Raw genomic sequence first — 22146 nt, forward strand, 5'->3', positions numbered from 1 at the left:
AGTCAAGACGTATCAAAAGGGTTTCTTACAGCTCTGGAGAGAGGTCATTGAAGCAAAAGAAAACCCGGCAAGATCACCTGCCGGGTTTTCTGAATGTTTCTCTGATGCCTGATCAAATTTCCGGGAACCAGGCCCCCAGAACGCCGAACTCTTCGAGTTTGGCGACAATGATCTCGGCGGCTTCTTCTGCGCTTTGATCTGCGGTGCTGACCACGATCTCGGCATTTTCAGGCCGCTCATAGGGGCTGTCGATCCCGGTGAAGTTCGCGATCTCGCCCGCACGGGCCTTTTTATAAAGCCCTTTCACATCGCGCTGTTCACAAACCTCAAGCGGGGTGTCGATGAAGACTTCGATGAATTCGCCTTCCTCAAGCAGCCCGCGTGCGAGCTGACGTTCGCTTTTAAACGGCGAGATGAAGGAGACCAGCGTGATTACGCCCGCATCAACAAACAGCTTGGCGGTTTCGCCCACACGGCGGATGTTTTCGACGCGGTCTGCATCGGTAAAGCCAAGATCCTTGTTCAGGCCATGACGCACATTGTCGCCATCAAGGGTGTAGGTGTGCTTGCCAAGAGCATGAAGCTTTTTCTCAACCAGGTTGGCGACGGTCGATTTGCCCGCACCCGACAGGCCCGTGAACCACAGAACAGCCGATTTCTGGCCTTTCTGATAGGCACGTGCACCCTTGTTGATGTCCATTTCCTGCCATTTGATGTTGGTCGCACGACGCAGGGAATGGTTGACCATGCCCGCCCCAACAGTGGCGTTGCTATAGCGGTCAATGATGATGAAGCGGCCCGAATGACGGTTTTCGTCATAGGGATCAAAGGCCAGAGCCTTGTCAGCCGAAATATTGGCAATGCCGACTTCATTAAGCTCAAGCGTCTTGCCCGGTTCATGTTCCAGCGTGTTGACATTGACCTTGTATTTCAGCGCGCTGATCTGCGCATTGGCGACCTGTGCACCCATCTTGATCAGATAGGGACGGCCGGGCAGAAGATGATCTTCATGCATCCAGATGATGCGCGCTTCGAACTGATCTGCGAAATCAGGCTTGGCTTCGGCCTCGGCGATGACATCGCCACGCGAAATGTCGATTTCATCTTCAAGGGTCAGCGTGATTGCCTGACCGGCAATGGCAACATCTAGGTTGCCGTCAAAGGTCACGATCTCCTTGACCTTGCTGGTCTGGCCCGATGCGGTGACAACAATCTCATCGCCCGGTTTGACACGGCCAGATGAAATCGTGCCCGAAAATCCCCGGAAATCGAGGTTCGGACGGTTAACCCACTGCACCGGCAGACGGAACGGTTTTTCAATCGCGTCCTGTTCGACCTGAACATTTTCCAGATGAGCCAGAAGGGTCGGGCCGGAATACCAGGGGGTATTGGCGCTGGGCTCAATCATGTTATCGCCGCGCAAGGCGGAAAGCGGAATTGCGGTGATTGAGCTGTATTTCAGCTGCTTGGCGAATTCCTGATACTCGGCAACGATGGCGTCAAATTTCGACTGGTCATAGTCGATCAAATCCATCTTGTTGACCGCCAGCACCACATGCTTGATGCCCAGCAATGAGGTAATGAAGCTGTGGCGGCGGGTCTGGGTCAGGATGCCCTTGCGTGCATCAATCAGGATAACGGCAACATCGGCGGTCGAGGCGCCGGTTGCCATATTGCGCGTATATTGTTCGTGGCCAGGCGTATCGGCGACGATGAATTTGCGCTTGTCGGTCGAGAAGAAGCGATAGGCAACATCAATGGTGATGCCCTGTTCGCGTTCGGCCTGCAGGCCATCAAGCAGGAGGGCAAAATCAATCTCGCCGCCTTGGGTGCCGACTTTGCGGCTGTCAGACTCAAGGGCGGCCAGTTGATCTTCAAAGATCAGTTTGGAATCCCAAAGCAGACGGCCGATCAGGGTCGATTTGCCATCATCCACGCTGCCGCAGGTAATGAAACGCAGCAGGCTTTTTTCTTCCTGCGCCTTCAGGTAGCCGAGAATATCATCAGCAATCAGGTCGGATTGGTGCGCCATAAGAGCATGCTTCCCTTAATTAGACCCATTTTGCCAGCTCAGTCTTTTAGCTGGCAAAGAGAAGTCCGTAGGGCGTAATGGTATTACGGACAAGGATTTCGATGTGGCCAGATAAAAGACTGTGCTGGCCCGAAGGGTTTTCTTTTGGCGGCGGTTTGCGGCGTTACACCGTTTGCCCGATGCGCTGCATCGCGCTACACGGTGTGCCTTGCAACCCATCGCGCCAAAAGAAAACAAAATGCGTCTAATTAAGGGAAGCATGCTCTAAAAATATCCTTCCTGCTTCTTCTTCTCCATCGACCCGGCCTGGTCGTGGTCAATCATGCGGCCCTGACGTTCGCTTGAACGGGTCAGAAGCATTTCCTGAATAATGTCGGGCAGGGTGGCGGCCTCGGACTCAACAGCCCCCGTCAGCGGATAGCAGCCAAGCGTTCTGAACCGCACCGATTTCATTTCCGGCTTTTCACCCGGATTGAGCGGCATGCGATCGTCATCGACCATGATCAGCGTGCCGTCACGTTCGACCACCGGGCGTTTGGCGGAATAATAGAGCGGCACAATCGGGATCTGCTCAAGATAGATATATTGCCAGATATCAAGCTCGGTCCAGTTCGAGATCGGGAAAGCACGGATGCTTTCGCCCTTGTTGATCCGGGCGTTGTAGATATCCCATAATTCCGGGCGCTGGTTTTTCGGATCCCAGCGATGGGTTTCGGTGCGGAAGGAAAAGACACGTTCCTTGGCTCGCGCTTTTTCTTCGTCCCGACGGGCACCGCCAAAGGCTGCATCGAACTTGTATTTGTTCAGCGCCTGTTTAAGCGATTGCGTTTTCATCACATCGGTATGCAGGCTGGACCCATGGGTGAACGGGCCAATGCCCTGTTCCACACCTTCCTGATTGATATGCACAATCAGATCAAAGCCATATTCGGCCGCAACCCGGTCGCGAAATTCGATCATTTCGCGGAATTTCCAGGTGGTATCAACATGCATCAATGGAAAGGGCGGCGGGGCCGGATAAAACGCCTTGCGCGCCAGATGCAGCAAAACCGATGAATCCTTGCCGATGGAATAAAGCATCACCGGCCGTTCAAACGATGCCGCCACCTCGCGGATGATATGGATACTCTCAGCCTCAAGCTGGCGGAGATGGGTCAGATTAGGCTGCATTCTCTTTCCTGCCGATCACTCAAAACTCTATTAATTAACACATTATTTTGTGTTTATAAAAGTATTTCACTTGGCTTTGATGGGTAATATGGAACGCCCCGCAAAGCAAGTGTGATTTCAATTTTTACACAAAAAAATGGAGTCCAATATCAATTAACATTATTTATGTGTTTAATGTGTGGGTTACAGCAACGCAAGGATATTCGTGGTTAAGCGGGAGGTTCTTTTTTTCTGTAGCACTGCTATGCGCGTAGGGCTGGCATTGCTACTCACGGATTTATTTCGCATTCCGGAATTGTGCCGAAATGGCGAATTGAAGGTAATTTTATTTCAAATTGAGCATCCTTCTTGAAAAGAACTTGATTTCAGGGGGCGGGAAGCCCCATTTAAAGGACATGAATGCTGACCTAATTGGAAGTTTGAAATGTCTGTAAGCTGGAATGATCTGATTGCGCGCGATGCGCGGGTGCTGGTTGCCTCTGAAATTCGGGATCTGTTGAAAGTGGCCGAGCGCCCGGAAGTGATTTCCTTTGCCGGCGGTGTACCGGACCCCGATCTGTTTCCGGTCGAGACTTTTAGCGACATTTATGGCGCGATGATGCAGGACGGGACGCAAGCGCGCCGCAGTTTGCAATATTCCGTCAGTGAAGGTCTGCCGGCCTTGCGCCAGTGGATTATCGATGATCTGGCAGACCAAGGTGCAACCCGCACCATTGAGAATGTCCTGATCACCAACGGCGCACAGCAGGGGCTTGATATCCTGGCCCGCCTGTTGCTTGAGGAAGGGCGCGATCTGATTGTCGAAAAGCCAAGCTACCTTGGCGCGATGCAGGCCTTTTCAACCCGTTTGCCGAATTATGTCGGCGTTGATGCCGAGGACGAAGGCCCGGTGTTAAGCCAACTGGAAGATGCCTTTGCCAAGGGGGCGCGCGTGGCTTATGTCGCCCCGGATTTCCAGAACCCGACCGGTCGGTCCTGGTCGGTGGCGCGCCGCAAGGCCGTGCTGGAACTGGCGCGTCGTTATGGTGCGGTGCTGCTTGAAGATGCGGCCTATAGCAAGCTTTCCTATAATGGCGCCGACAGCCTTCCATCCTTGCTGAGCCTTGATGAGCAGGGCCGCGACCCGGCGTCGGGCAATGTCATTCAGCTGGGCACGTTTTCCAAAACACTCGCCCCGGCGCTTCGCATCGGTTGGGTCTGTGCGCCGCGTCCGGTGATCGACAAGCTGGTTTTGATGATGCAGGCCGGAAACCTGCATGTTTCCACGGTCAATCAGGAAGCGGCACTTCGCGCTGCCAAGCAACTTTTCCCGGATCATCTTGAAAAGCTGCGGACGTCGTACCGGACCAAGCGCGATGTCATGTTGCAAACCCTGGCGGAGACCATGCCGGGTGACGTGTCCTGGACGAAACCCGAAGGTGGCATGTTTGTCTGGCTGACTTTGCCGGATCACATCGATGCCCGTCAGCTGCTTGAAGAAGCGCTGGAGGATGTGCATGTCGCGTTCGTGCCCGGTCAGGCCTTCTTTACAGACGGCAGTGGCCGGAATACCGCACGGCTTAGCTTCTCGACCGAGAAGCTGGACCGGATCCGGGACGGCATTACGCGTCTGGCCGACCTGATCAAGCGCAAGGACAATCAGCAAGCAAAAAAGAACCCGGCAGCGGGTGGGGATTGCTGCCGGGCATAGGGCCTGCTGCTTCTGGGGGTTGGCGCAGCAGGTCGCGGGAGTTTGCGTGTGTCAGATGCTGGATGGCGTCATTGTCATGCCTGTCCCATTAAGGCGCGCAGCAGCAAGGATGCTGCGCCAAGCACGACAACCCCGCCGACATAAAGGCCGACAAACCATAGCCATTTGCGGGCCTTTGTTGACTTGATATTGGCCATCAGTGATACCCCTCATCCCCGGTTTTGCCGCGGAACACCCAATAGGCATAGGCGGTATAGGCCAGAATGATCGGCAGCAGAACCACTGCCCCCACCAGCATGAAGGCAAGGCTGTTTTCCGGTGCGGCTGCATCGCGGAAGGTGATCATGGGTGGCACGATATTGGGATAAAGCGTGATCCCGAAGCCGAGATAGCACAGGAAGAAAATGCCAAGCGTAATCCCAAACACGGTCTTTTCACGCTTCTTGACCGCATGCCACAGCCAAACCAGCAATCCAACCGTGACAATCGGGATCGGCGCGAGATAAAGCATGTTTGGCAGTTCAAACCAGCGCTGGGCATAGGCCGGGTTGACGTAGGTTGTCATTAGCGACACCACGCCAAGATTGGCCCCCATCCAGATCACCGCCGGTTTGGCAAGACGACGCAGGTTGCCCTGAAAATCGCCTTCCATCTTCATGATCAGCCAACCGGTGCCAAGCAGGCCATAGCCCACCACAACCGCGGTGGCACAGAAGATCGAAAACGGGCTCAGCCAATCAAACGCACCGCCAACAAAGCGGCCGTTTTCAACGGCAATGCCTTCGATAAAGCCGCCCAGCATTGCACCCTGCATGGCCGCAGCAATGATCGATCCGGCCGAAAAGGCAAAGTCCCAGTGTTTCTGATGGTTCTTGCTTTTAAACCGGAACTCGAATGCTACGCCACGGAACACAAGGGCCAGCAACATGGTAAAGACCGGAATATAAAACGCCGTCATCAGCAACGAATAAGCGAGCGGGAAGGCAGCATAAAGACCACCCCCGCCAAGGATCAGCCAGGTTTCATTGCCATCCCACACCGGTGCCACGGTATTCATCATTCGCCCGCGTTTTGCCGGGTCCTTGATGAACGGGAACAGGATGCCAATGCCAAGGTCAAAGCCATCAAGCGTGACATAGGCAAAGACGGCAACTGCGATCAAAAGAACCCAGATCAGTTGATAATCCATGATCATTCTCCTGCCATCGGGGGATGTGCCGCAGTTGACTGACGGCCACCCGCACGCAAGATTTCAGTTTCTTTGGGGACGTGGGCAGAGCGCGGGTCTTTGACCATGGCGCGCAGGATATAGGCCGTGCCGACCCCGAACACGATGGCATAAACCACAACAAAGGCGATCAGCGATCCGGCAATGGCGGTCGGGGCGACCGGTGATCCGGCCTCCGATGTCCGCATCAGGCCATAAACCACCCATGGCTGTCGCCCGACTTCGGTTGTAAACCAGCCTGCCAGAATGGCAACAAGGCCACTTGGTCCCATCAAAAGGGCAAAACGATGCAGATAGCTGCAATTATATAACTTGCCACGGAACCGTGCGACCAAGCTGGCAATGCCCAGAAGTGCCATCAAAACACCCAACCCAACCATGATACGGAATGTCCAGAATACAATCGGGGCATTCGGGCGATCTTCGGGGGCAAAGTCCTTAAGTCCCGTAATCTTGCCATCCCATTCATGGGTCAGGATCAAGGAACCCAGCTTGGGAATTTCGACCGCATATTTGGTTTCCTCTTCTTCCATGTCGGGCATGCCAAACAGGATCAGGGGCGCACCTTCGCGGGTTTCAAAATGCCCTTCCATCGCGGCCACTTTGGCGGGTTGATGTTCAAGGGTATTAAGCCCATGCAAATCGCCGGCAAAAATCTGGATCGGACCAAGGATGGCCGCCATCCACATCGCCATCGAAAACATGATTTTGGCAGCACGATTTTCACGATCACGCATCAGATGCCATGCGCCAACCGCACCAACTACAAGCGCGGTGGTCAGGTAAGCCGCCAGCACCATATGCACCAGACGATAGGGGAAGCTCGGATTGAAGATTGCATCGATCCAGCTTGAAACAACCGCCCGGCCATTTTCAATTACATAGCCGTCCGGCGTTTGCATCCAGCTGTTGGCCGACAAAATCCAGAAGGCCGAAAACAGCGTGCCGATCGCAACCATGGTGGTGGCGGTAAAGTGCAGCTTCGGTCCGACACGGTTCAAGCCAAACAGCATGATACCCAGGAAGCCGGCCTCAAGGAAGAAGGCGCTTAAGACCTCATAGGCCAGAAGCGGGCCGATCACGCCGCCGGTAAATTCGGAAAACGGTCCCCAGTTCGTGCCGAACTGATAGGACATGACAATCCCGGATACCACGCCCATGCCAAAGGCAAGCGCGAAGATTTTCATCCAGAATTTGTAAAGTGAAAGATAGGTCTCGTCCTTTGTGCGCAGCCACAGGGCTTCCAGCACAAACAGGAAACTCGCCAGTCCGATGGTGAAGGACGGGAAGATAATGTGGAACGAGACGGTAAAGGCAAACTGTATGCGCGCCAATAATTCTGCATCAAGCATTCGCAGGGTCCTCTAAGGTGGCGAAGCCTCGGGACAACTCTGCATCTTCCGCGATCGGAAGTGCCCTTTGACGGATGCATGTGTCGGTTTTGGGTGGCGCATGCACAGGTTGCCCTGTCAGAACGACTATTAGAACCGGCACAAAAATGCTGCATTGCGAATGCGCAATTTACATTTGGAATATTTTTAAATTCGATTGTAACGATCTATTCCTGTGAGCCGGAAAGACACAGTTTCTCAAGGGCTAGCGAACTTTGCGTCTGTTGGCGTTCCTTATGGCGGAGCACCATGAATTTGCGTGGTGGGATCGGGAAGTTGGCGCGGGCGAGGCGGCCTTGGGCGATGAGCGAGCTGACGGCGAATTGCGATACGGCGGTGGCGGCGATGCCGTTTTCAACTGCGGTAATCACCGCCTCGTTGCTTGGCAGGATGAGTGCGGTGCGCAGGCGGGCCGGATCGACGCCTTGATCGCGAAGCGTGGTTTCAAATTCCGACCTTGTGCCCGAACCGGCTTCACGCAAGACCCAGTTGGTCTGGGTGACAAGCGCCTGTGGGGTTAGGGCCCGGCCATTGGCCCAGGGGTGTTTGGGCGAAACGACAATCACCAGGGCGTCTTCGGCAACTTCGCGTTTGGTCAGGGCCGGTTCATCAATATCACCTTCGATAAAGCCAATATCGGCCGCTCCGCCGCGCACGGCATCAGACACGGTCTTGGTGTTGCCAATCGTCAGGCGGATTTCAATGCCGGGATACTGGTCGTGGAATTTCATCAGGAACGGCGGCAGCCAGTAACTGGCAATCGTCTGACTGGCATAGACATTCAACTCGCCGCGCCGCATGCCGCCAAGTTCGGCCAGCGTCAGTTCGGCGGCACGTGCGCGCGCCAGTGTTGATTTGGCTTCTTCCAGAAACAGCCGCCCGGTCTGTGACAGTTCAATCCGCCGTCCAACCCGGTTAAACAGCGCCACACCATAAAACCCTTCAAGGTTTTTGATCGCGGAACTGACCGCAGACGGGGTCAGGCCAATCGCCTCCGCCGCACGGGTCAGATGTTCGCGTTCGGCAACCGCGACAAAGATCTGAAGCTGCTCAAGTGTCATCATGGTTATGTTCAATCATGCAATTTAATCGAATGAAATATGAATTTTTATTCGATAGAAGTAAATGGTTAGGCGTGAGATTTTCTGCCTGTGATCAAAACACAGGAAAATCATGTTTTTCTATACCTGCCTCAAACCGATCCTGCCTGGATTTGCCGTGACCCTTCTGGTCGCGCTTGCTGCCAGTCTTGCCGAGCACGCCGAGCGTGCCTTGTTGGACCGTGGCTGGGTGGAAAGTCTGGTTTTTGCCATTCTGATCGGGGTGGTGGTGCGATCCGTGTTTGGTTTGGCGCCGCGCTATTTTGCTGGTGTGCGGTTTTGTGCAAAAAACGTGCTTGAAATTGCCATTGTGCTTTTGGGCGCGTCGATCAGTGCGCAGGCCATCGGATCGGCCGGGGGCGGGTTGGTCGCGGCCATCGTTGCTGTGGTCTGTATCAGCCTGTTTGTCAGCTTCCATATTGGTCGCGCCTTTGGCCTGTCACGCCATCTTTCGATGCTGGTGGCGTGCGGCAACTCGATTTGCGGCAATTCGGCGATTGCGGCAACTGCCCCGGTGATTGAGGCGCAATCTGACGATGTGGCGGCTTCGATTTCCTTTACTGCGGTTCTTGGTGTGTTGTTTGTCTTTGTCCTGCCGATGCTTCATGCTGGATTGGGACTATCGGCAACCCAATATGGTGTTTTTTCCGGTCTTACGGTCTATGCCGTGCCGCAAGTCTTGGCGGCAACCGCACCGGTAGGCACCCTTGCGGTGCAGGTTGGCACATTGGTCAAGCTGATCCGGGTTCTGATGCTGGGGCCGGTGATCTTTTCCCTCGCGCTGATTGGCGGGCGGGCGCGGGAGACCAAGCTTCCGATTGCGCAGGTCGTGCCATGGTTCATCATCGGTTTTGTCGTGATGATGGCGGCCCGTTCGTTCGGGATGCTGCCGGAATTTGCACTGGGCAGCATGAAAACCGCCTCGTCGTTCTTAACGATCCTTGCTATGGCGGCACTGGGCTTAAGTGTTGATATCCGCAATGTCCTGCATGTTGGCGGTCGTGTGGTGATTGCCGCCCTGTTGTCACTGACCTTCCTGTGTGCACTTTCGGGTGTTGTGCTTGTCATTCTGGCGTGAAGATAAAAAAAGCCCGCTGCCAGAATGGGGGTGACAGCGGGCCAGGAGGAAGAAGCTTCGCATTTGGGAATGAGACAGCCTCTTCTGGCGTTTCGTTGGGGGGTAAACACCGTGGGAAGCGGTGCAGGTAAACGAAACGCCGCAGAAAGGGAAAATTCCTGTCGTCCTTTGGGGGGGGTATGTCTCAGGCGTCGATGGAATTTGTCGCCTCGAACGATTTCAAGGCCTTCCACTCATCGTCGCTAAAAATGCGCGACCGGGTCAGGAAGCGTTTGCCTTCCGGCCCTTCGAGCGAAAACATGCCGCCACGCCCATTGACCACATCAATGATCAACTGGGTGTGACGCCAATATTCGAACTGCGCGCGCCCGATATAGAACAGGCTGCCTTCAATCTCGCCCAGCAGCACATCCTGATCACCGGTTTTGAATTCCCCATCGGGAAAACACATCGGTGCACTGCCATCACAACAGCCCCCGGACTGATGAAACATCACCGGTCCGTGGATATCCTTGAGCTTCCTGATCAGTTCGATTGCGGCATCTGTCGCAACCACCCTGTCAGGAACGGTTTCTGATCCGTTCAATGTCACCTCCTTCTTTGCAAAAGGCGACCGGACGCAAGGCTGTGCCTGCGTCCGGTTGTGAAGTGGGTCGGATCAGAAGAAGCCCATCGGTTTCGGATCGTAGGAAACCAGAAGGTTCTTGGTCTGCTGATAGTGGTTGAGCATCATCTGATGGTTTTCGCGACCGATGCCCGACTGCTTGTACCCGCCAAAGGCGGCATGCGCCGGATAGAGGTGGTAGCAGTTGGTCCACACACGACCGGCCTTGATTTCACGGCCGAAGCGGTATGAACGGTTGGCGTCACGGGTCCAGACACCGGCACCCAGGCCGTAAAGCGTGTCATTGGCGATATGAAGGGCTTCGGCTTCGTCCTTGAACGTGGTTGCCGAAACAACCGGGCCAAAGATTTCTTCCTGGAAGATCCGCATGCGGTTATTCCCCTTGAAGATAGTCGGCTGGATATAGAAACCATCCGAAAGGTCACCGCCCAGATCGGCCTTGTCACCACCACAGAGGACTTCGGCACCTTCCTGTTTGCCGATATCCAGATAGGACATGATTTTTTCCATCTGCTCGATCGATACCTGTGCACCCATCATGGTGTCGGTATCAAGCGGGTTGCCCTGTTTGATGCTGGTAACACGCGACAGAACATTATCCATGAACTTGTCATAGATGCTTTCCTGAATGATCGCCCGCGACGGGCAGGTGCAGACTTCGCCCTGGTTAAGGGCAAACATCGCCAAGCCTTCGGCGGCTTTTTGGCGGAAGTCATCATCTGCAGCCATGATGTCTTCAAAAAAGAGGTTCGGCGATTTGCCACCCAGCTCCAAGGTCACCGGAATGATGTTTTCCGATGCATATTGCATGATCAGGCGGCCCGTGGTGGTTTCACCGGTAAAGGCGACCTTGGCCACACGGTTGCTTTGGGCAAGCGGCTTGCCTGCTTCAACGCCAAAGCCCTGAACAACGTTCAAAACACCGGCCGGGATCAGATCTGAAATCAGTTCCAGCAGAACGCAGATCGATGCCGGGGTTTGTTCGGCCGGTTTCAGGACAACGCAGTTGCCCGCAGCCAGTGCCGGTGCCAGTTTCCAGGCTGCCATCAGGATAGGGAAATTCCATGGAATAATCTGACCGACCACGCCAAGTGGTTCGTGGAAATGATAGGCGACCGTATCGTGATCAATCTCGCCGATCGATCCTTCTTGCGCCCGAATGGCACCGGCGAAATAACGGTAATGGTCGATTGCAAGTGGAATGTCAGCGGCAAGTGATTCACGCACGGCCTTGCCATTGTCCCAAGTTTCGGCAACGGCCAGCATTTCAAGATTGGCTTCCATGCGATCAGCAATCTTGTTGAGCATATTGGCCCGTTCTGTGACGGATGTTTTGCTCCAGGCCGGGAAAGCGGCATGTGCAGCATCAAGTGCCTTTTCAATATCTTCGCTGGAAGACCGGGGAATTTCGCAGAATGGTTTACCCGTTACTGGTGAGACATTTTCAAAATACTGTCCCTTGGTAGGGGCGACCCATTCGCCACCGATGAAGTTTTCATAGCGGCCTTTGAAGCTGACTGGACTGCCGGTGTCATTTGGATTTTTGTAGATCATTTGGGTTCCTCCGAGATAACGGGCGATTGACCGCCCGCATTTTTGTTTGTGACGCTGCCTTACCCGCAAAGGTCATGCCATTTGCGAATTTTTACGCCAGTTTCACAAAAAGAACCCGTTTTCCAGATAGTTGAACCTTTCCAATTCAAAGCACCGTTTTGCGCCATTCGCACCATTGGAACAGGGCGCGTGACACAAATTGTTCCAAAAATGGAACAGTCATGGTTTTGCCCGATTTTGCGCGCGAAACTGTTTGGTGTGAGGGCATTTAAATGTGCTACGATTAACGCTGTGATCGGCTGTGGCAAAAGCCACGCACCGGAAAAATCCGGGCCAAAACACCGACACAAGGGAGATAGCGTCTATGTCAGGAAACCTTCCCGGCGGACGGATAGAAGCAGCGCTGCAGCTAAGCGGCGGGGCGCAAAATCGTGCGGTGCTTGAAAGCTGGCAAAGGTGTGAAGAACGCTTTGGCCTGGCTCATGACACCCTGCGCCGTCCCGAAGTCATATCCGAAAGCCAGACCCGGCAATTGCGGGATCGCAACGGACGGCTTTATCACCATGCCCATGATCTGGTGCGCACCCTTTATCGCAAGATCGATGCATCGGGCTATGCGGTCTTTCTGACCGATAATAGTGGTGTCATCCTTGATAGTGTCGCCGCCCAATCACTATTGCCGTCATTTCGTACCAACGGCCTTTTGCCCGGCGCTGTCTGGAGCGAGGAGCGTGAAGGCACCAACGGGATCGGCACCTGTATCGTTGAAGGCCGCGCGATCACCATCCACAAGGATGAACATTTCCTCGCCCAGCATTCGGTTCTGACCTGTACGGCCGCCCCGGTATTTGATCCGGATGGCAAGGTGTGCTCGGTCCTGGATGTGTCGGCGGTGCGCGAAGATATCAAGCGCCCCGATTGCCTGCGCGTGCGCGGCATGGTGGCCGATTATGCCGATGCGCTTGAACGTATCCTGTTTTTTGATGAGCGTGCCGGGGATGTGATCGTCCATCTGCATCCCGATGCCCGCCATGTCGGATCAACCCGTGATGCGATGATTTCGATTGCGCCCGATGGTTCGATCAGCGGGGCGACCTCGACCGCGCGGCGCATTCTGACTACTGCCAACAATTCCAGCGACATTTCCGACATGTTCGAGATGGATGTCGAAAATCTTGTCGCCAAGCTGGCAAATCGGGACGGGCAGGGGGTATCGGCAACGCCGCTTAATATCGCGGGCGGCGGGGTTCTGTTTGGCAGTGTCACCATTCCTGAACGCATGCGCCGTCGTTATGTCGGGCGATCAACACCAACTGCACGCAAGGCGCCGTCACTGCCCGCGCGTAAGGTTGCCGATATCCCGGACAAGGATGCGGCCTTGCGGCGTATTTTTGAAATTGGCACGCGCCTGCATGCCAAGGATATCAATGTCCTGATGTCGGGTGAAACCGGCAGCGGCAAGGAATATCTCGCACGTCACATTCACGAAGCGACCCTTGGCAAATCCAAGGCTTTTGTTGCGATCAACTGTGCCGCCCTGCCGGAAGGTTTGATTGAAAACGAACTGTTTGGTCATGCCGGTGGTGCCTTTACCGGGGCGGCACGCGATGGCTTTGGTGGCCGCATTCGCGAGGCCAATGGCGGCACGCTGTTTCTTGATGAAATTGGCGATATGCCGCTGGCTGCCCAAGGCCGATTGCTGCGTGTGCTTGAAAGCCGCACGGTTGAGCCGCTTGGCAGTACCAAGTCCGTATCGGTTGATTTCCGTCTGATTTGTGCGAGCAATGTGGATCTGAACCGCGCGGTGGCCGAGGGCAAATTCCGCGAAGATTTGCTTTATCGGATCAAGGGCGCGCGCCTTTCTATGCCGCCTTTGCGCGAACGATCTGATCTTGGCGACCTGATCGGGCGGCTTCTGGCGGCTTTGTCAGAGGACTATGTTCAATGCGAAGATGATGTACTTGCGCTTTTGACCGGGCATGGCTGGCCTGGCAATGTGCGTGAGCTGATCAATGTTTTGCAATATGCCGCGGTCTTTGCCGAAGACGGCGTGATTGATCGCCATCATCTGCCCGACGATTTCCATGCAACGCAGGCCGATCAAGAAGCCCCGTCACCGCGCCAGACCATGGCACGCGCCGAGGCCGACGCCCTGCGTCAGCTTCTGGAAGATCAGCAATGGCATATCAGCAACACCGCCAAGGCGCTTGGCATCGGGCGCAACACGCTTTATCGCAGAATGGCGCGGCTCGGGATCGAGCGGCGTTAAAAATCAGCAAATTCCGCTGATTTTGCGAATGTTTTCATTGTAGGGCACACCGTTATTGTTTTAAGTAACGGCAGGGCTTTACAGGATATTTTCATGTGTGGAATTGCCGGTCTATGGCTGTCTGAACAAGCTAATGCTTCGGGCTTGGGCGATCGTGTATCGCGCATGAATGATGCGCTGTATCATCGCGGACCGGATGGTGGTGACGTCTGGACTGACGATGAAAACGGCCTGGGCCTTGGGCAGCGCCGTCTTGCCATCATTGATCTTTCCGATGCCGGCAAGCAGCCGATGCATTCCGCCAATGGCCGCTATGTCATGGTCTATAACGGCGAAGTCTATAACGCCCCGGAACTGCGCGAAAAGTTGGCGGGTGCCAATATTTCATGGCGCGGTCATTCCGATACCGAAGTCATCCTTGAATGCATTGCCCATTGGGGCTTGCGCGATACCATCAAACGCCTGATTGGCATGTTTGCCATCGCCCTTTGGGATCGACAGCAAAAGAAGCTTTTCCTTGTTCGTGACCGGCTGGGCGTCAAGCCGCTTTACTGGTCACGCTATGATGGCCATATCGGCTTCGCGTCCGAGGTCAAAGGATTGCTTGCGGGTGATGCCATCTCGCGCGAGGTTAATCAGACCGGCCTTGATTCCTATTTGCGCTTTGGCTACGTGCCGTCCGGGCTTTCGATCTATGCCCATGCCAAAATGCTCAAGCCCGGTCATATCCTTGAAATTTCATCGCATGATCAGGCGACAGAAACCGCTTATTGGTCGGTCGAGGATGCGGTGCTCAACGGGCAGACACATGCCTGGAGCGGCGATGATCAAAGCGCGATTGACGCACTTGAAGACTTGCTGCGCGATGCGGTCAAGCGCCGCATGGTCGCCGATGTGCCGCTCGGCGCGTTCCTGTCTGGCGGGATTGATTCCTCGACCGTTGTCGCCTTGATGCAGTCGGTTTCAGATCGACCGGTGAAAACATTCTCGGTGGGCTTTGAGGATGAGGCCTTTAACGAGGCAGCCTTTGCGGGCGAAGTCGCCAGGCACCTCAAGACCGATCACACCGAACTTTACGTGACGCCCAAGGATGCGCTTGATCTGGTGCCGAAGCTTTCGGAAACCTATGACGAGCCGTTCTTTGATAGCTCCGCCATTCCGACCTATCTGATCTCCGCACTCACGCGCAAGCATGTCACGGTTGCCCTGTCGGGGGATGGCGGGGATGAGACATTTGGCGGCTATAACCGCTATTTGTGGGCCAAGCAGCTTAGTCGTGCTGCGGGCAGCATTCCGTTTGGCGGTGGTCTTGCTTCACATGCGCTTACTATGATCTCACCCGAGAGCTGGGACAAGCTTGTCGGACTCATACCGGGCAAGAAATCGACCAGTGCGATTGGCGACAAGATCCACAAGGCGGCACCGCTTCTGGCGATCGGTGATGATATTGATCGGTATCACGCGCTTATTTCGCTGTTTGACCCGGGCAAGCTGCGCGGCAATCGCGGGGCGACAAAGAAATTCCGCGTGCCGGGCGAAATGTTTTCGCGCAACCGTCACCTTGATTACGTCTCCTCGATGCAGGCGATGGATACGATGATGTATATGGTCGATGATGTTCTGACCAAGGTCGACCGTGCATCCATGGCCAATTCGCTTGAAGTCCGCGTGCCGTTCATTGATCACCGCGTGATCGAATTTGGCTGGCGTTTGCCTGCAAGGCTCAAGATGAATGGATCGGTGGGTAAATATGCCCTGCGCCAGATCCTGTATAAATATGTGCCGCGCGAAATGATCGATCGGCCCAAGACCGGCTTTGGCGTGCCGCTGGCGCAATGGCTGCGCGGGCCGCTTAATGAATGGATGGGTGACCATCTGGCCAATGAGGCGCTTTATAGCGATTTCGGACTAGATCGCGGCCAGATCGAGAAGCTTCGCAAAGAGCATATGTCGGGCAAGCGCAACTGGGGCCATCAGCTCTGGACCATTTCGATGCTTTCGGATTGGCAGAAGCGCTGGCTGGCCTGATCGCCGTCGATATAGCCCGGACTTCCATCGCATTTGATCTTTGATACCCCGTCTGATGTTCAGGCGGGGTTTTATTTTCGTTCGCGAATGAACGATTATGGTTTGCGGATTTCCGGAGTTCGGCAGCAATGCGGGCTGGCCGTGCGTGCGTTTCCCGCATGGCTGTGTCGAATAAATGTCACAATTCGAAACTTGAAAATTTTCGAAAATGAACTATTTATGCCATCAAAGAGTTTCCCTTCTGCGATGAGAGGCCCCCATGGCTGGCACTTCAAACTATGATCTGATCATTATCGGCGGCGGCATTAACGGTGCCGGGATCGCGCGCGATGCAGCGGGCCGGGGCCTGAAGGTTCTGCTGTGTGAAAAGGATGACCTGGCCAGTGCGACGTCGTCGGCGAGCACCAAGCTCATTCATGGTGGTTTGCGCTATCTCGAACATTACGAGTTTCGCCTGGTGCGCGAAGCACTGACCGAACGTGAAGTGCTGCTTGATAACGCACCGCATATCATCTGGCCGCTGCGCTTTGTGCTGCCGCATCGCAAGGATCTGCGTCCGGCCTGGATGATCCGCCTGGGTCTGTTCCTGTATGACCATCTCGGTGGCCGTAAAAAGCTTCCGGGTTCCGAGGGCATTTCGTTTGCCAAACATGTCACCGGCGCGCCGCTTCGTGATGACATGACCAAGGGCTTTGTCTATTCCGATTGCTGGGTGGATGATGCACGTCTTGTTGTTTTGAACGCCATGGATGCCAAGGCCAAAGGGGCCGAGATTTTGACGCGCACGGAATGTGTTGGTGCAAAACGCTCGGGCGATGTCTGGAACGTGTCGTTGCGCGATCAGGAGACCGGTGAAAACCGTGTAGTTTCCGGCCGGATGTTGATCAATGCCGCTGGCCCATGGTGTGCTGATCTGATCAATCCGGAAAACGGTGTGGTCAAATCCGATACCAAGGCCAATATCCGTCTGGTCAAGGGCAGCCACATCGTCGTGCCCAAGCTGTTTGACCATGATTTCTGCTATATCTTCCAGAACGGCGATGGTCGCATTGCCTTTGCCATTCCTTATCAGGATGACTTCACCCTGATCGGGACCACCGATGTCGATTTCAAAGGCGATCCGGCCAAGGTCAAGATCGATCAGGATGAAATCGACTATCTGTGCAATCTTGCCAGCGGCTATTTCAAAAAGCCGGTCGCATCTGATGATGTTGTCTGGACCTATTCCGGTGTGCGCCCGCTTTATGCCGGTGAAGGCGGCGAAGCAAACGCATCGAAGGTATCGCGTGATTACACCCTGAAACTGGAAGTAACCGGGCACAAGGCCCCGGCATTGCATGTGTTTGGCGGTAAAATCACCACCTACCGCAAGCTTGCCGAGCATGCGCTTCAGATCATCTCAAAGGAACTGGGGGCCAAGGACACGCCGTGGACGGCAAATGCCGTGCTGCCGGGCGGGGACTTCCCCAATGCGTCCTATGAGGCGGCCTTTGCCGATTATGCCGCGCGCTATGACTGGATGGATGCGGTGATGCTCAAGCGCCTGCTACGCGCCTATGGTACGCGGATCGAACAGATCATTGGCGCTGCCAAGGGCGTTGGTGATCTTGGTAAATGTTATGGCCATGACCTGTATGAAGCCGAAGTGCGCTATTTGATCGATAACGAATGGGTGCAGGGCATCAATGACCTGATCTGGCGTCGTTCCAAGCTTGGCCTGCGTCTGTCTGGCGATCAGGTTGCTGATCTTGGCGAACGTCTGGCACAGGAAAAACACGATCGCAAATCGGTCGCGGCTGAATAAGCCATTATTACGCCCGCGAACTGTCAGGTTTGATCGCCAGATAGTTCGCGGCGGACAGCATCAAGTAGAACCCGCCCCAGACCAACAGAACGTGGCATCGACCATTGCCGATGCCGTCCGAGGGTTCGGCCCGTTACCGATCTGCCGGTGGCGTGTTGATGTCTTTTTGCATTACCGTGACGTCGCAGGCGCGATAGCCCAGATGGCGGTAGAAATCCTGTGTCGCGTGGTTATCGGCACGCACCATCAACTGCATGCGCCAAACACCCTGATCACGCAGCCAGTTCTCCCCGACTTCCATCAGGCGGCGACCAAGGCCTGATTTCTGAAGGCTTGGCGCAACAGCCATGTAATAGACCCATCCGCGATGCCCGTCGTGGCCTGCCATGATCGAACCAATGATGTTATCGCTGTTATCTTCCCAGACGAAAAGGGTGGCCTCATCACTTTCAAGCGCAAAGCGTACATCCCACTCTGGCGGATTATATGGGCGGTAAAGCCCGGTTTCCTGCCAAAGCGTTGTAAGAGCAGGGATGTCATCAAGGGTGGCGGTTCTGGCGGCGGATTTCGGGGCGGGTGTTGTCATGCTGCTTCTTTCACGGGGCAATATTCAGAAGCGCGTAACAATGGTTCGAATGCGTGACGTCGTCAAACCCAATTATGTGACAAAGTGATGATGTGAAACGCCAAAACGCAAAACGCCCCCAAGGGAGCCTTGGGGGCGCGGTGCGGGTCCGGGGTATCGGTTGGGATGGGGGAAGCCCCGGGCCGGGGTGGGGGTGTTAAATGTGCAAAATGATCAGCTGATCGGGCGACCGGTGACGCTGCTCAGTTCCATTTCACGGACAATGTCGCCGGCCTGATTTATAACCGTGGCGGTATAGGTGCCGCGCGGGGTTTCGCTCAGCTCGCCGAGTTTCAGTTCACCATTGCCAAACCGGATCACCATGGCATTTGCCAGAAGGTTCATTTGTTCGGCAGTGTATTTGTTATCAAAGCGTTCTGCCTTGTCAGGACGCGGCATCAGTTTACGCATGTCGCGACGGTCTTCACGTTCCATGCGGCCTGTTTTTGCGTCAAATTTGATGACTTCGACAACGCCACCTTCGGCATTGACCAGCAGGACGTCGATCTTGCCCGGTTCTTCGGCCATCAGTGCATCACCGGTTTTGAAATCCGGGGTTCCGGTTTTCAAAAGCATCGCATCAACCAGAATGCGGGCTTCTGCAGGAGAGAGGGGAACCGAGCGTTCGCGGGCTTCGTGTCCGAATTTTCCACCTTTGTTATGTTCACCATGTTCACCATGTTCACCACGTTTGCCGCGCTTATGTTCAAACTTTCCTTCGCAATTGTCGCCGCCTGACATTGCCCATTCAGGGTTGCCGCCACGGTCACCTGGCGATGCATAGGAAACTGCAAACGGGGTGGCGATGATGGTGGTTGCGATCAGGGCCGCAGCAAGTTTCAGGGTGTTTTTGCGTTTCATGGTAACCTCATCAGGTTTGTGGGGGATCAATGCGTTGAGGACGGTTATCGCCTATGATTGTCGCGAAATGATCCCGGCAAACCGCCAAATTGGTCGCAAGATTTGCCAAAACGGCTCTTTGCGACAATCTGATACAAATTGCCGTTTCTGCCCGCGTGACCAACGCGTTAAGTTAGGCTGACCAAAGAGTTTTGATTTCAGGACCGCATATGAGCGACCAGCCCCACATTGTTGTTGTTGATGACCACCGTGATATCCGTGACTTGCTCGGCCGCTATCTGCGCCAGCATGAATATCGTGTGACGCTGGCATCTGACGGGCGCGAATTGCGCAAACTGATGAATGATGACATCGCACCCGACCTGATCGTCCTCGACCTGATGATGCCCGGTGAAGACGGGCTGAGCCTGTGTCGCTGGCTGCGCGAAAACTATGACGTGCCCGTTGTGATGTTAACCGCGCTTGGCGAGGAAACCGATCGCATCATTGGTCTTGAAATGGGGGCAGATGACTATCTGGCCAAACCGTTTAATCCGCGCGAGCTGTTGGCGCGGATCAAGGCCGTCATGCGCCGCGCGCAAAGTCTTCCGGTCGGGCGCAAGGGGCCTCTTCCGGGCGGGCAGGTGCATTTTGATCGCTGGGTTCTGGATCGCACGCGCCATGAATTGCGTGATACCAATGATGTGGTCGTGCCGCTTAGTGCCGGGGAATATGGCCTGCTTTGTGCCTTTGTCGAACATCCCAACATGGTGCTTAACCGGGATCAGCTGCTTGATCTGACCAAGGGGCGTGAAGCCATCCCGTTTGATCGCAGTATCGATAATCAGGTCAGCCGCCTGCGCAAGAAAATCGAAATTGATGCCAAGAACCCGGCCCTGATCAAGACCGTGTGGGGTGGGGGCTATATGTTTACCTGCGAGGTGGCTGAAAAATGACCAAGCGCCGCCTCCTTAAACGCCTGTGGCCACAAAGCCTGACTGCGCAGCTGGTGTGTCTGCTGCTGGGCGCGATCATCCTGACCCATATCGTGCTTGGCGTGATGCTTGCCGAGGAACGCCGCGATGCGGTGGCGTCTGAACGCCGCGGTTATGCCCTGTCGCGCGTGGCGGCGATTTCGCGCATTCTAACGACAACGCCGCGCGAGAATTGGGGCGATGTGTTGCGGGTGGCGCAATCACCACAAAACCGCCTGCGCCTTGTCCCGGAAACCGATCTTCAGGCCGAGGATGGCTTTGTCTCCGATACCCTGACCCATCGTTTGAACGAAGCATTGTCACTTGAAACCGGCGTCCCGGCGCGGGTTGAAATCCTGTCGGAGGATGATTGCTGGGACGAGCGAAAATCACTGCGCCGCGACAAGGAAGAGTTTCTGGAACGTGACCAACAGCAACGTCTGGGCCACGATGATGATCACAACGAAGATCATGATAATGACGACAACATCGATGGCCATCACGAACGCGATGATGATCGCCGCGCACCTTGGTCATTGCGTTACCTTGACCGGTTTGATTGCCATACCTCGCCGGTGATGCGTCTTGTTGTCCCGGTCAATGTCGTTGGTCCGGATGGGCAGCCGATCGGCACTGAGCCCGATGTCTGGCTTGAAGCCATGATTGGCGGGGTGATGCCGCCGCCCTGGTTTGTCTTTGATAATTTGCTGCGCGTTCTGGCGTCTGCTTTGGTTATTGCGGTGATTGCCTATTTCCTCGCACGTCGGATTTCGCGGTCCTGGGATGTGTTGACCCGTGCGGCTGATCGTGTCGGACGGGGCGACTATCCTGAACCGGTGGCTGAAACCGGGCCGATTGAAATCAGACGGGCCACCAAGGCATTCAACCGGATGACCGCGCGCCTCAAACGCTTTGTCGAGGACCGCACACGGATGTTGGCCGCCATTTCGCACGATCTGCGCACACCGATCACATCGCTGCGCCTAAGGGCAGAGTTTGTTGAGGATGCAGAAAACCGCGCGCGCATCATCGAAACGCTTGATGAAATGGAACAGATGGTCGAAGCCGCCATGACCTTTGCCCGCGAAGAAACCGCCAATGAGGAAACCCGCAAGATCGATCTGACCGCCCTTGTTGAAACCGCGGTCGAGGATATGGCAGAAACCGGGCGTCCGATTACATTCACTGGCGAGGTCGATACGCGCGTTTATCCGTGTCGGCCGCTGTCAATCAAGCGGGCCTTTGGCAATCTTGTATCCAATGCGCTGAACTTCGGCGAGACGGTCGAGGTTGCAGTGCGCGATGCCGATGATGGCGGTCTTTGGATCGAAATTGCCGATGACGGGCCGGGCATCCCAGTTGAGCAACGCGAACAGGTGTTTGAGCCGTACTTTCGGATTGAAGAATCACGCAATCGTGACACGGGTGGTATCGGCCTGGGCATGGCGATTGCGCGGACAGCCATCCGGGCTCATGGCGGTGAAATATATCTCGATGAATCGCAGAAAGGCGGTCTTTTGGCGCGCATTTACCTGCCACCGGCAAAGCCGCAGTAAGGGGGCTTTTGCCCGGTTTGGCCGGGGGTGAAAACTCTCCTGACAAACAGCGTCAGTTTTTTGACAGTTAGCACTTGCAATTTATATGACCAATGGTCATTTGTTGCGTGGAATTTCAAGAAATCAAAATCAACAATTGCTAAATTGCCTTGCTGTTCTATTTAGGGTCAGGACCTATTAAT

General features: G+C 55.0%; 17 protein-coding genes. 7 read left to right on the forward strand and 10 right to left on the reverse strand.

Annotated elements, in window-relative coordinates; all coding sequences use genetic code 11:
* Positions 1-112 precede the first annotated feature (112 nt).
* The gene (gene cysN, locus ACXAF0_RS08465) at positions 113-2032 is read right to left on the reverse strand and encodes a sulfate adenylyltransferase subunit CysN (protein WP_475345443.1); all 1920 of its coding nucleotides are present in this window, start codon (positions 2030-2032) and stop codon (positions 113-115) included.
* A gap of 264 nt (positions 2033-2296) precedes the next feature.
* Positions 2297-3190 carry a sulfate adenylyltransferase subunit CysD gene (gene cysD / locus ACXAF0_RS08470; protein WP_475346234.1) on the reverse strand — a complete coding sequence of 298 codons (894 nt, stop codon included), beginning with the start codon at positions 3188-3190 and terminating at the stop codon, positions 2297-2299.
* A 436-nt stretch (positions 3191-3626) separates the two neighbouring features.
* Between cysD and ACXAF0_RS08475 the strand changes: the two genes are divergently transcribed.
* Complete coding sequence (locus ACXAF0_RS08475) at positions 3627-4892, forward strand: aminotransferase-like domain-containing protein (protein ID WP_475345444.1); 1266 nt, start codon at positions 3627-3629, stop codon at positions 4890-4892.
* Positions 4893-4966: 74 nt separating this feature from the next.
* Here the strand turns inward: ACXAF0_RS08475 and ACXAF0_RS08480 are convergent, their stop codons facing one another.
* The 4 genes from ACXAF0_RS08480 to ACXAF0_RS08495 all read right to left on the reverse strand — a co-directional run bounded on the left by ACXAF0_RS08480 (position 4967) and on the right by ACXAF0_RS08495 (position 8575).
* Positions 4967-5089 (reverse strand): DUF2474 family protein, encoded by a 123-nt coding sequence (locus ACXAF0_RS08480; protein ID WP_114129884.1) that lies wholly within the window; start codon positions 5087-5089, stop codon positions 4967-4969.
* Positions 5089-6081 carry a cytochrome d ubiquinol oxidase subunit II gene (gene cydB, locus ACXAF0_RS08485; RefSeq protein WP_475345445.1) on the reverse strand — a complete coding sequence of 331 codons (993 nt, stop codon included), beginning with the start codon at positions 6079-6081 and terminating at the stop codon, positions 5089-5091. Before cydB ends, ACXAF0_RS08480 begins: the two co-directional genes overlap by 1 nt.
* A gap of 2 nt (positions 6082-6083) precedes the next feature.
* Positions 6084-7472: a cytochrome ubiquinol oxidase subunit I gene (locus ACXAF0_RS08490; RefSeq protein ID WP_475345446.1), complete on the reverse strand. Its 1389-nt coding sequence runs from the start codon at positions 7470-7472 to the stop codon at positions 6084-6086.
* 206 nt (positions 7473-7678) lie between these two features.
* On the reverse strand, positions 7679-8575 hold the full coding sequence (locus ACXAF0_RS08495; RefSeq protein ID WP_475345447.1) for a LysR family transcriptional regulator: 897 nt from the start codon (positions 8573-8575) through the stop codon (positions 7679-7681).
* A 109-nt stretch (positions 8576-8684) separates the two neighbouring features.
* Here ACXAF0_RS08495 and ACXAF0_RS08500 point away from each other — a divergent pair, with 109 nt between their 5' ends.
* Positions 8685-9689 carry a YeiH family protein gene (locus ACXAF0_RS08500; RefSeq protein WP_475345448.1) on the forward strand — a complete coding sequence of 335 codons (1005 nt, stop codon included), beginning with the start codon at positions 8685-8687 and terminating at the stop codon, positions 9687-9689.
* Between the two features lie 184 nt (positions 9690-9873).
* On the opposite strand, the gene ACXAF0_RS08505 is transcribed toward ACXAF0_RS08500, so the two are convergent.
* Together ACXAF0_RS08505 and exaC are read right to left on the reverse strand one after the other, a co-directional pair.
* Positions 9874-10275, reverse strand: coding sequence for a DUF779 domain-containing protein (locus tag ACXAF0_RS08505; RefSeq protein ID WP_475345449.1), 402 nt, complete (start codon positions 10273-10275; stop codon positions 9874-9876).
* 72 nt (positions 10276-10347) lie between these two features.
* Positions 10348-11868 carry an acetaldehyde dehydrogenase ExaC gene (gene exaC / locus ACXAF0_RS08510; protein WP_475345450.1) on the reverse strand — a complete coding sequence of 507 codons (1521 nt, stop codon included), beginning with the start codon at positions 11866-11868 and terminating at the stop codon, positions 10348-10350.
* Between the two features lie 364 nt (positions 11869-12232).
* Between exaC and ACXAF0_RS08515 the strand changes: the two genes are divergently transcribed.
* From ACXAF0_RS08515 to glpD, 3 genes are all read left to right on the forward strand, one after another.
* Entirely contained in the window at positions 12233-14137 is a 1905-nt protein-coding gene (locus ACXAF0_RS08515) for a sigma-54-dependent Fis family transcriptional regulator (RefSeq protein ID WP_475345451.1), read from the forward strand.
* 93 nt (positions 14138-14230) lie between these two features.
* On the forward strand, positions 14231-16165 hold the full coding sequence (asnB, locus tag ACXAF0_RS08520) for an asparagine synthase (glutamine-hydrolyzing) (RefSeq protein ID WP_475345452.1): 1935 nt from the start codon (positions 14231-14233) through the stop codon (positions 16163-16165).
* Between the two features lie 259 nt (positions 16166-16424).
* Positions 16425-17969 carry a glycerol-3-phosphate dehydrogenase gene (gene glpD, locus ACXAF0_RS08525; RefSeq protein WP_475345453.1) on the forward strand — a complete coding sequence of 515 codons (1545 nt, stop codon included), beginning with the start codon at positions 16425-16427 and terminating at the stop codon, positions 17967-17969.
* Positions 17970-18102: 133 nt separating this feature from the next.
* Here glpD and ACXAF0_RS08530 read toward each other — a convergent pair whose 3' ends face one another.
* Both ACXAF0_RS08530 and ACXAF0_RS08535 read right to left on the reverse strand, forming a co-directional pair.
* A complete protein-coding gene (locus ACXAF0_RS08530; protein ID WP_475345454.1) occupies positions 18103-18555 on the reverse strand; it encodes a GNAT family acetyltransferase in 453 nt (150 codons plus the stop codon).
* Between the two features lie 213 nt (positions 18556-18768).
* Positions 18769-19455, reverse strand: a complete 687-nt coding sequence (locus ACXAF0_RS08535; protein WP_475345455.1) for a hypothetical protein — start codon at positions 19453-19455, stop codon at positions 18769-18771.
* 209 nt (positions 19456-19664) lie between these two features.
* Here ACXAF0_RS08535 and ACXAF0_RS08540 point away from each other — a divergent pair, with 209 nt between their 5' ends.
* On the forward strand, positions 19665-20390 hold the full coding sequence (locus ACXAF0_RS08540; RefSeq protein ID WP_475345456.1) for a response regulator: 726 nt from the start codon (positions 19665-19667) through the stop codon (positions 20388-20390).
* The gene (locus ACXAF0_RS08545) at positions 20387-21964 is read left to right on the forward strand and encodes an ATP-binding protein (protein WP_475345457.1); all 1578 of its coding nucleotides are present in this window, start codon (positions 20387-20389) and stop codon (positions 21962-21964) included. Before ACXAF0_RS08540 ends, ACXAF0_RS08545 begins: the two co-directional genes overlap by 4 nt.
* Positions 21965-22146 lie beyond the last annotated feature (182 nt).

It is taken from the genome of Thalassospira sp. ABD4_177 (assembly GCF_056160125.1).

Excerpts from the sequence above, each read along its gene's own strand:
- cysN (WP_475345443.1), bottom strand. The coding sequence starts at position 2,032 with ATGGCGCACCAATCCGACCTGATTGCTGATGATATTCTCGGCTACCTG.
- ACXAF0_RS08475 (WP_475345444.1), top strand. The coding sequence starts at position 3,627 with ATGTCTGTAAGCTGGAATGATCTGATTGCGCGCGATGCGCGGGTGCTG.
- ACXAF0_RS08480 (WP_114129884.1), bottom strand. The coding sequence starts at position 5,089 with ATGGCCAATATCAAGTCAACAAAGGCCCGCAAATGGCTATGGTTTGTC.
- cydB (WP_475345445.1), bottom strand. The coding sequence starts at position 6,081 with ATGGATTATCAACTGATCTGGGTTCTTTTGATCGCAGTTGCCGTCTTT.
- ACXAF0_RS08490 (WP_475345446.1), bottom strand. The coding sequence starts at position 7,472 with ATGCTTGATGCAGAATTATTGGCGCGCATACAGTTTGCCTTTACCGTC.
- ACXAF0_RS08495 (WP_475345447.1), bottom strand. The coding sequence starts at position 8,575 with ATGATGACACTTGAGCAGCTTCAGATCTTTGTCGCGGTTGCCGAACGC.
- ACXAF0_RS08500 (WP_475345448.1), top strand. The coding sequence starts at position 8,685 with ATGTTTTTCTATACCTGCCTCAAACCGATCCTGCCTGGATTTGCCGTG.
- exaC (WP_475345450.1), bottom strand. The coding sequence starts at position 11,868 with ATGATCTACAAAAATCCAAATGACACCGGCAGTCCAGTCAGCTTCAAA.
- ACXAF0_RS08515 (WP_475345451.1), top strand. The coding sequence starts at position 12,233 with ATGTCAGGAAACCTTCCCGGCGGACGGATAGAAGCAGCGCTGCAGCTA.
- asnB (WP_475345452.1), top strand. The coding sequence starts at position 14,231 with ATGTGTGGAATTGCCGGTCTATGGCTGTCTGAACAAGCTAATGCTTCG.
- glpD (WP_475345453.1), top strand. The coding sequence starts at position 16,425 with ATGGCTGGCACTTCAAACTATGATCTGATCATTATCGGCGGCGGCATT.
- ACXAF0_RS08530 (WP_475345454.1), bottom strand. The coding sequence starts at position 18,555 with ATGACAACACCCGCCCCGAAATCCGCCGCCAGAACCGCCACCCTTGAT.
- ACXAF0_RS08535 (WP_475345455.1), bottom strand. The coding sequence starts at position 19,455 with ATGAAACGCAAAAACACCCTGAAACTTGCTGCGGCCCTGATCGCAACC.
- ACXAF0_RS08540 (WP_475345456.1), top strand. The coding sequence starts at position 19,665 with ATGAGCGACCAGCCCCACATTGTTGTTGTTGATGACCACCGTGATATC.
- ACXAF0_RS08545 (WP_475345457.1), top strand. The coding sequence starts at position 20,387 with ATGACCAAGCGCCGCCTCCTTAAACGCCTGTGGCCACAAAGCCTGACT.